We start from the raw sequence: 7117 nt of genomic DNA on the forward strand, positions 1-7117 counted from the left end.
GCATATGGATGTCGACGCCATCGCCTTCACCGGTTCCGGCCCGGTCGGCAGGCGGCTGCTCGAATATTCCGCTCGCTCCAATCTGAAGCGCGTCTTCCTCGAACTCGGCGGCAAGTCGCCGAACATCGTCTTTGCCGACGCCCCGGACCTGAAACAGACAGCGGTCGTCTCGGCCAATGGCATCTTCCGCAATTCCGGCCAGGTCTGCGTCGCCGGCTCGCGGCTTCTCGTCCAGTCAGCGGTCTACGACCGCTTCATGGACGAACTGCTCTCGGCAACCATGCGGCTCAAAGTCGGCGATCCGCTTGATCTCACCAGCGATGTCGGCGCGGTATCGAGCGCCGAACAGCTGGACAAGAACCTCGGTTTCGTCGCCAGGGCCACGGAAGAAGGTGCCCGTCTCGTCACCGGCGGCCAGCGGATGCTGACCGAGACCGGTGGCAGCTACATGGCGCCAACGATCTTCGAGAATGTCATGCAGGACATGCAGTTGGCGCGCGAGGAGGTGTTCGGGCCGGTGCTCGGCGTCATGCGCTTCGAGACCGAGGAGGAGGCGGTTCGGCTTGCCAATTCGACCGTCTACGGGCTTGCCTCCGCGGTGTGGACCGCCAATCTCTCCACCGCGCATCGCATGGTGCGCGCCATCAATGCCGGCGTCGTCCACGTCAACACCTATGGCGGCGCCGACATCACCGTGCCGCTCGGCGGCGTCAAGCAGTCCGGCTTCGGCCGCGACAAGTCGCTGCACGCGCTGGAGAAATATTTGGAACTGAAGGCGGCCTGGATCGCGCTTTGACGGCACGCTGAGCTCTCTGAGAATCTGACGACCTCCAGACGCGCGCAAGATCGCGCCGCGATCCGCTGCGGCCGGCCAAGCAGCGGCTTTTGCTCACGCTCTTGAAAATTTTGAGAGAATATTCCCGGCTTTGGCGAGAATGGCGAAACGCGTTCTTTGATAAACTTGATAGAATTTCTGAGGATGCGACCAAGGCTAGGCAATCCGCCTCGCTGCCATGACTTCACAACCGCAGAGATCAATCATGACTGACTTCAAGAACACTTTGCCATCTTCCCCCGGGTCAACCGTCAACCGGCGCAGTGGCCTTGCTCTGCTGTTCGCCTCAGTCGTCGCGATCGGCAGCCTGATTGCACCGCATGCGTCGTTTGCCGAGGACAAGAAGGCGATCAAGGTCGGCATCATCAGCGGCGAGGACGAGGACGTCTGGCGCGTCGTCGTCGCGCAAGCCGCCGAAAAGGGCCTTGCCATCGAGACGGTGGTATTCAACGACTACACCCAGCCCAACGAAGCGCTGGAGCGCGGCGAGATCGACGCCAACGCCTTCCAGCACCAGCCCTATCTCGACAACCAGATCAAGACGCAAGGCTACCACATCGTCCGTGTCGGCTATACCGGCGTCTGGCCGATCGGCCTCTACTCTAAGAAGTTCAGCAAGGTTGCCGACCTGCCCGAGGGCGCGGTCATTGGCGTGCCCAACGACCCATCCAATGAAGGCCGGGCGCTGCGCGTGCTGCAGAACGAGGGCGTGATCAAGCTCAGGGATGGCACCGGCATTCTGGCCACCACCGCCGACATCGCCGAGAACGCGAAGAAGGTGGTGATCAAGGAACTTGACGCCGGTATCGTCGGCCGCTCGGTCGAGGATCTCGATGCGGCCGTGGTCAACACCGACTGGGCGCTGAAAAGCGGCCTGTCGCCGGAAAACCGCATCGCGCAGGAGCCTATCGCCGACAATCCCTACCGCAACTTCATCGCGGTGAAGACCGGTAACGAGAACGAGGCCTGGGTGAAGACGCTGGTGGCTTCCTATCAGAACGAGGCGGTGAAGGCCGAGTTCGACAAGGTCTACAAGGGCACCGGCCTCAGCGCCTATTGATCCGGTCCTCGGCCGGAAGCCCGGTTCGAGAGCAACAGCGGTCCGCGCTCAGGCGCGGGCCGCGATTGCGTTTTCGGGAACAGGAATATTCATGAACCAGCATATCACGGCATCCGGGGAGACCGCCGATCCGACCCAGACCCGGCCCGACGCATCTCAGGATGTCGTGCGCCTTGTCGACCTGAAGCGCCATTTCGGTGTGACGGCGGCGCTCGACGGCATTTCGCTGACCGTGCGCAAGGGCGAGATCCTCGGTATCATCGGCCGCAGCGGCGCCGGCAAATCGACGCTGATCCGCTGCCTGAACGGGCTGGAACGGCCTGACTCCGGCGAGGTGTTCATCGAGGGCCGCGAGATCAGCCGGCTCGGCGAGCGCGACCTGCAGCCGCTGCGGCGGCGCATCGGCATGATCTTCCAGCATTTCAACCTGCTGTCGGCCAAGACCGTCGAGGACAATGTGGCGCTGCCGCTGAAGATCGAGGGCCGGCCGAAAGCCGAGAGGCTGAAGCGCGCCGCCGAACTGCTCGATCTTGTCGGCCTGTCGGAGAAAGCCAAGGCCTATCCGGCGTCGCTGTCGGGCGGCCAGAAGCAACGGGTCGGCATCGCCAGGGCGCTTGCCGCGCGCCCGGCGCTGCTCCTGTCGGACGAAGCCACCTCGGCGCTCGATCCGGAGACGACGCGCTCCATCCTCGCACTGCTCAAGGACATCAACCGGCAGCTTGGCCTGACCATCCTTTTGATCACCCATGAGATGGAGGTGATCCGTTCCATCGCCGACCGCGTGGCGTTGATCGACGCCGGACGCATCGTCGAGCAAGGGCCGGTCTGGTCGGTGTTTGCCGACCCACGCTCCGAGATCACACGCAGCCTGCTCGGCGCCATCAGGCCGCAGCTGCCGGCCGAGCTGGCAGCGCGGCTGCTGCCGGCGGCCGGTGCGGAAACCATCCTGCGCGTCGACGTGGCCGGCGAGGCGGCAAGCGGCCCGCTGCTGTCCGACCTTGCGATTGCGGTTCCGGGCGCCTTCCGCCTCGTCCATGGCGGCATCGACCATATCCAGCAGCAGCCGGTCGGCACGCTGTTCCTTTCGGTTCCCGGCAGCGATGCAAATCATCTTGCTGACATCATCACATTCCTGAAGGCTCGCCAGGCGCGGGTGGAGGTGCTTGGCCATGTCGCCAATCCTGTTTGAACTTCTGCTGCGTTCGATCTGGGAGACGGTGCTGATGACGGCCGCCTCCGGCCTCATCTCGCTGGTCTTCGGCCTGCCGCTCGGCCTGGCGCTGATTGCTACCGAACGCGGCGGCATTGCCGAAAGCCTTTGGGTGAACCGGGCGCTCGGCGCCATCATCAACGGTTTCCGCTCGGTGCCCTTCATCATCCTTCTGGTGGCGCTGATCCCGGTGACGCGGCTGATCGTCGGCACCTCGATCGGCACATGGGCAGCCATCGTGCCGCTGTCGATCGCCGCCACGCCCTATTATGCGCGCATCGCCGAAGTGTCGCTGCGCGAAGTCGATCGCGGGCTGATCGAGGCGGCGCGCGCCATGGGCGGCAACCGCTGGACGATCATCCGCGAGGTGCTGGTGCCAGAAGCCCTGCCCGGCATCGTCGCCGGCTTCACGGTGACGCTGGTGACGCTGATCGGTGCGTCAGCCATGGCCGGCGCGATCGGCGCCGGCGGCCTCGGCGACCTCGCCATCCGCTACGGCTACCAGCGTTTTGAGACGTCGGTGATGATCGCAGTGGTCATCGTGCTGATCATCCTGGTCTGCGGCATCCAATGGGTGGGGGATCGGTTGGTGGCGAGGCTGGATAGACGGGGGTGATTGTTAGGCCGACGAACTAGGCGATGATATCTTCTATCAGTGCTTGCAATGACGCTTCTGAACCGCTGAAACTGTCGATCATGGCTTGAATGACGCGATCCCGTCAAGGATGTCGTCATTGAATGTCAGGCCCGCGTGCTCGGCGAGCATCGCAAGGAAGGTGAGCTGGGTTCGGCCGTTGCCTTCGCGAAACGGATGCACGGCGTTGATCTCCGCGACGATGTGCGCCAGATGCTTCGCAAAGCTGGTGCCGTCGAGATGAGCTAAGCGGTCGGGATTGCCGAGTTCGCGAAAGACCCGCGCCATCTCGGTGGCGATGTGTTCGGGATAGCAGAACCAATTGCCGGCCTTGCCGATGCGGATGGTGCGCGGCTGACCGGCCCAGCCACACATCCTGGAACAGGTGCCGGTGCAGGCCGAGATAGTGACGGTAGTCGAGTTCGCCTGCCGGCAATGGCTCGTCAGCGCGAGTCAGGAACAGCGCGAGCTCGACTTCATCAAGCTCAGCCTGGTCGCGGATGTCCAACAGGTTAATGAGCACCGTCGTGCCGGGGTAGCACAGCGGATCGAACTCAGCGGCGTAGACCAACGTCTATTTCTTCTTGCGGATTTCTTCCTTGATGAGCGAACGCCGCTCATCACCGGACAGTCCGTGTCGTACGCCTAGGGCGAGTAATTTCGCCATGCGAGGCGATAAGGTCATGCCTTCCACGGCGCTGATTTTCTCGCCGCGCTCGCTGGTCAGCACGAACTGGCCGGTCTTGGCTGAACGGCTGGCTCGTGAGCTAGGAGACTTCATTTCGAGACAATATCATAACCATTGAGGAGAGACCAAAATGATTTCCAGGGTAAGCCCAGTTAGCCGCGCAACCTCCCCCCCTCGGGATCGAAGAACGGTATCGGCGCCACGACCGCCCGGCTCGGCCTGCCATCGATGTCTATGCTGAGTTCGGTGCCAATCGCGGTGAAAGGCAGCCGCAGGTGCGCCGTGGCCAGCACCTTGCCCAGGGAATAGCCGTGATCGCTGTAGGTGACGATGCCGGCGTCCTCGCCATCGGCCAGGACCCTGGCATCGGTGGCGGCCGGCGTGTCGCCGTCGAGGATCAGGCCGACCCATTGCTCGTCGAGGCCCTTGTCGCGGACCTTGAGCAACGCTTGCCGGCCGACGAAATCGCCCTTGTCGAACTTGATCCAGCGGTCGAGGCCGACATGGAACGGGGTGCGGCTCTCGTCCATGTCGATGCCGTGCGCCGGATAGGCCTTTTCCAGGCCCAGCGTGAACATTGCCAGCACGCCATAGGGTTTCAGGCCAAAGTCCCGGCCGGTCCGCATCAGCGCGTCCCAGACCGAAGCGGCCTCGTCGGCCGGCACGAACAGCTCGAAGCCGAGCTCGCCGGTGACCCCGGTGCGCGAGATCAGCACCCGCGTGCCGTTGATGTGGCCTGACGTGAACGACCAGCGTTTCAGCCCGTCCAGATCGGCATCCGAGATCATCGCCTTCAACAGTTCGCGCGAGCGCGGGCCCTGGATGGTCGGGAAGGCGATGGCTGCGGTTATGTCGGTGACATAGGCCTTGCGACCCTGCGCGTGATGCAACAGCCAGGGCAGCATCTTCAGGCGGTTGACCGAGCCGGTTACCAGCATGAAGTGCTCCGGACCCAACCGAAACACGGTGAGGTCGTCCATGATGCCGCCATCCTCGCGGCAGACCGTGGAATAGCGGACCTGGCCCGGTTTCATGGCAGCGGCATTATTGACGATGACATGGTTGACCAGCGCCTCGGCGTCCGGCCCCTTGATGTCCATCTTGCCCATGGTGCTGAGATCCTGCACGCCGACATTTTTGCGGGTGTTCAGATGCTCGTCGGCAATGCCGGAATAGGTTTTAGCGGAGATGAAATCGCCCCCGACACGACCCATGGTCGCGCCCAGCCCGACGATGCTGCTGTAGAAAGGGGAACGCCGCTCAGCCAAGGAAGTCTCCATCATTCAAGAAAAACGGCAGCGCCAGCCGGCGCTGCCGGAAGGCATGTTGTCGTCTCAGCTGCCGTAGACGTCGAAGGAGAAGTACTTGTCGTTGATTTCCTTGTACTTGCCATTGGCGCGCAGCGCGTCGATGGCCGCATTGAGCTTGTCGGCCAGTTCCTTATTGCCCTTTTGCAGCGCGATGCCGACGCCAGGGCCGTGAATGGCCGGATCGGCGGTCAGCGTGCCGAGCAGCTTGCAGCAGGCGCCGTCTGGCTTCTTCAACCACTCGGTCAGGATGATCGAGCCGTCCATCATCGCGTCGAGGCGGCCATTGGCCATGTCGGTGCGGGCATCGTCGCCCGTCGGATAGGCTTTGACCGTCGAGCCTGCATATTTCTGGTCGGCGAATTTCTGGTGGATGGTCGCGGTCTGCACGCCGAGCGCCTTGCCTTTCAGATCATCGGGCGACGTGCCCGCGATGGTCGAATCCTTGGGCACGGCGATAGCCGGCGGCGTCTGGTAGTATTTGTGGGTGAACTCGACCTTCTCGGCCCGCTCGGGTGTGATGGTGATGTTGATGATCGCGTCGAACTTGCCGGCCTGCAGCGCCGGGATCGAGCCATCGAAATCCTGCACGCTGAACTCACACTCGGCCTTCATCTCAGCACACAGCGCCTTCCCCAGCTCGATGTCGAAGCCGCCCAGCGTGCCGTCGGCACTGGCGTAGTTGAAGGGCGGATAGGCGCCCTCGGTACCGATCCTGAGTTTTTTGTCCTGGGCGGAGGCGGCACCAGTGGCAAGGGTGAGGGCGACGGAAGCGGCAAGCACGAAACGACCGAAAAGACGCATGTTCGAGATCCCCGTTGAAAGCGGGAAGTCTACGGTCTTCCAGGCGCGCGGCGGAGACGGAAACGACATGCGCTGCGGCGATCACGGCGCGGCGAGCAGACCAGGCGAGCGATCGGTGATGTGTTAGCCGACGCGCTGCTTGTCGGTGGCCGTCCGGTCGATGGCCAACTCCCCGGCCGAGAGGACAACGCCAAACTTTTCGGTGGCTTCCTCTGATGTGTAGTACCCCAGCGCCACGTCGCGCAGCACAAGATCGGCATCGCGCTGCAGCGGATCGCCATAGCCGCCGCCGCCCGGCGTGCCGACGCGCACGCGGTCGCCGGCCTTGAGCGCAATGTCCTGTTCTTTGGACAAATGCGGCGGCACGTGTTCCTCGCCGTTGCGGAAGACGGTCACCGTGTTGACGGCGCCGTCCTTGCCGCCAAGCGCGCCCTGCGGGCCGAACCGGCCATGGTCCATGACGAAGGAAGCGCGGGCGTCGCCGCGCAGGATTTCCACCTCATAGGCGAGGCCGAAACCGCCGCGATGCTTGCCGGCGCCGCCGGAGCCTTCACGCAAGGCGTAGTGGCGGTAGAGCAC

The 7117-nt window shown here is 63.5% G+C and carries 9 protein-coding genes; 5 read left to right on the plus strand and 4 right to left on the minus strand.

Translation table 11 applies throughout. The features are described from left to right. The 4 genes from EN994_RS11930 to EN994_RS11945 all read left to right on the plus strand — a co-directional run. The coding region (locus EN994_RS11930) for an aldehyde dehydrogenase family protein (RefSeq protein ID WP_127307553.1) at window positions 1-796 on the plus strand (796 nt) is incomplete at its 5' end. 244 nt (window positions 797-1040) lie between these two features. Then, window positions 1041-1895 (plus strand): MetQ/NlpA family lipoprotein, encoded by an 855-nt coding sequence (locus EN994_RS11935; protein ID WP_013528557.1) that lies wholly within the window; start codon window positions 1041-1043, stop codon window positions 1893-1895. Between the two features lie 91 nt (window positions 1896-1986). Then, on the plus strand, window positions 1987-3084 hold the full coding sequence (locus tag EN994_RS11940; protein WP_063169689.1) for a methionine ABC transporter ATP-binding protein: 1098 nt from the start codon (window positions 1987-1989) through the stop codon (window positions 3082-3084). Beyond that, on the plus strand, window positions 3065-3721 hold the full coding sequence (locus EN994_RS11945; protein ID WP_027161152.1) for a methionine ABC transporter permease: 657 nt from the start codon (window positions 3065-3067) through the stop codon (window positions 3719-3721). Before EN994_RS11940 ends, EN994_RS11945 begins: the two co-directional genes overlap by 20 nt. A 78-nt stretch (window positions 3722-3799) precedes the next feature. Here EN994_RS11945 and EN994_RS36825 read toward each other — a convergent pair whose 3' ends face one another. Then, complete coding sequence (locus EN994_RS36825; RefSeq protein ID WP_335919019.1) at window positions 3800-4114, minus strand: Fic family protein; 315 nt, start codon at window positions 4112-4114, stop codon at window positions 3800-3802. A 10-nt stretch (window positions 4115-4124) separates the two neighbouring features. Here EN994_RS36825 and EN994_RS36830 point away from each other — a divergent pair, with 10 nt between their 5' ends. After that, window positions 4125-4388 carry a hypothetical protein gene (locus EN994_RS36830; RefSeq protein WP_335919021.1) on the plus strand — a complete coding sequence of 88 codons (264 nt, stop codon included), beginning with the start codon at window positions 4125-4127 and terminating at the stop codon, window positions 4386-4388. Between the two features lie 191 nt (window positions 4389-4579). Here EN994_RS36830 and EN994_RS11960 read toward each other — a convergent pair whose 3' ends face one another. The 3 genes from EN994_RS11960 to EN994_RS11970 form a co-directional block, all read right to left on the minus strand. Continuing rightward, the gene (locus tag EN994_RS11960; RefSeq protein ID WP_063169688.1) at window positions 4580-5710 is read right to left on the minus strand and encodes an aminomethyltransferase family protein; all 1131 of its coding nucleotides are present in this window, start codon (window positions 5708-5710) and stop codon (window positions 4580-4582) included. Between the two features lie 51 nt (window positions 5711-5761). Then, window positions 5762-6538, minus strand: coding sequence for an ABC transporter substrate-binding protein (locus EN994_RS11965; RefSeq protein WP_063170417.1), 777 nt, complete (start codon window positions 6536-6538; stop codon window positions 5762-5764). Window positions 6539-6661: 123 nt separating this feature from the next. Further along, the coding region (locus EN994_RS11970; protein WP_206530399.1) for a hydantoinase B/oxoprolinase family protein at window positions 6662-7117 on the minus strand (456 nt) is incomplete at its 5' end.

This window comes from Mesorhizobium sp. M7A.F.Ca.CA.002.09.1.1 (genome assembly GCF_003998555.1).
Classification (GTDB): Bacteria; Pseudomonadota; Alphaproteobacteria; order Rhizobiales; family Rhizobiaceae; genus Mesorhizobium; species Mesorhizobium ciceri.

Coding starts and splice junctions, on each gene's coding strand:
- EN994_RS11945 (WP_027161152.1), top strand. CDS start 3,065: ATGTCGCCAATCCTGTTTGAACTTCTGCTGCGTTCGATCTGGGAGACG.
- EN994_RS11960 (WP_063169688.1), bottom strand. CDS start 5,710: ATGATGGAGACTTCCTTGGCTGAGCGGCGTTCCCCTTTCTACAGCAGC.
- EN994_RS11940 (WP_063169689.1), top strand. CDS start 1,987: ATGAACCAGCATATCACGGCATCCGGGGAGACCGCCGATCCGACCCAG.
- EN994_RS36825 (WP_335919019.1), bottom strand. CDS start 4,114: ATGTGTGGCTGGGCCGGTCAGCCGCGCACCATCCGCATCGGCAAGGCC.
- EN994_RS11935 (WP_013528557.1), top strand. CDS start 1,041: ATGACTGACTTCAAGAACACTTTGCCATCTTCCCCCGGGTCAACCGTC.
- EN994_RS11965 (WP_063170417.1), bottom strand. CDS start 6,538: ATGCGTCTTTTCGGTCGTTTCGTGCTTGCCGCTTCCGTCGCCCTCACC.